At 71.7% G+C, this 933-nt stretch carries 2 protein-coding genes; one reads left to right on the forward strand and one right to left on the reverse strand.

Annotated elements, in window-relative coordinates:
• The first annotated feature begins 123 nt into the window (after nt 1-123).
• Nucleotides 124-342 (forward strand): DUF2093 domain-containing protein, encoded by a 219-nt coding sequence (locus FV222_RS27450; RefSeq protein ID WP_147751399.1) that lies wholly within the window; start codon nt 124-126, stop codon nt 340-342.
• Between the two features lie 113 nt (nt 343-455).
• Here the strand turns inward: FV222_RS27450 and FV222_RS27455 are convergent, their stop codons facing one another.
• Nucleotides 456-836 carry a VOC family protein gene (locus tag FV222_RS27455; RefSeq protein WP_147751398.1) on the reverse strand — a complete coding sequence of 127 codons (381 nt, stop codon included), beginning with the start codon at nt 834-836 and terminating at the stop codon, nt 456-458.
• Nucleotides 837-933: the final 97 nt, after the last annotated feature.

The raw sequence follows: 933 nt of genomic DNA on the forward strand, positions 1-933 counted from the left end.
GCATCGCCCGGCGTGAGCTGTCGAGGGGGGCGCGGGGCGGCGCATGCGGGTGCGGCGCCGGCTTTCCCTTGCCGGGGGCACGTTCTAGAACCGTCGCCAGGAATTCATCACCCGAGGACGACGATGCTGGGCCGGTACGAGCGCGGAGCGGGGGGCGAGGCGGTGGTCGCCTACGGCGACGGCACGATGCGCGTGGTGAAGCCCGGCGCCTTCGTGCGTTGCGCCACCACCGGCGTGCCGATCCTGCTCGACGACCTGCGCTACTGGAGCGCCGTGCGCCAGGAAGCCTACGCCACACCGGACGCCGTGATGGAGCGGCTGAAGCAGACCGGGCGGCCGTAGGCGGCGTTCATACTAAGTCTCATGGGTCAGGACCCATGAGGTCCGGCGGATTGCCGCCGCCCCGCAGTCGCGGGGGCCAGACCTCGATGAGTCGGGCTCATCGAGGTCTGGTATCAGACGTCGCGGCGTTCCAGGATCTCGATGCGGACGCCGTCCGGCCCGTCGATGAAGGCGACCCGCAGGCCCGGCCGCATCACCGTCGTCTCGACGAGCACCGTCACGCCGCGCGCCCGCAGGTCGGCCATCGTCGCGTCGATGTCGGCGACGCCGAGCCCGATATGTTCGATGCCGAGATGCGGTGCTGTCGCGGGCGGCGCGAGGTCGGCCGGCGCCTGCTCGATGAACACCCTCAGGCCGCCGAGGTCGAGCACGACCCGACTGAGCGGCGTGCCCTCGCGGCGGATCTCCCGCGCAGCGAGCGTGTCGACGTAGAAGGCGGCCGCGGCCGCCGCGTCGCGGCTGCGCAGGTGGACGTGGTCGATGTGGAAGTCCATTCGGTCCTCGCGGTGACCTAAATCAAAGCCCGGTCGAGCCGGATGATCCGACACGGGGCGCCGGCGCGCGCGGCCGGCGCCCCGTGTCGGATCATCC

This window comes from Methylobacterium sp. WL103 (assembly GCF_008039885.1).
Classification (GTDB): Bacteria; Pseudomonadota; Alphaproteobacteria; order Rhizobiales; family Beijerinckiaceae; genus Methylobacterium; species Methylobacterium cerastii.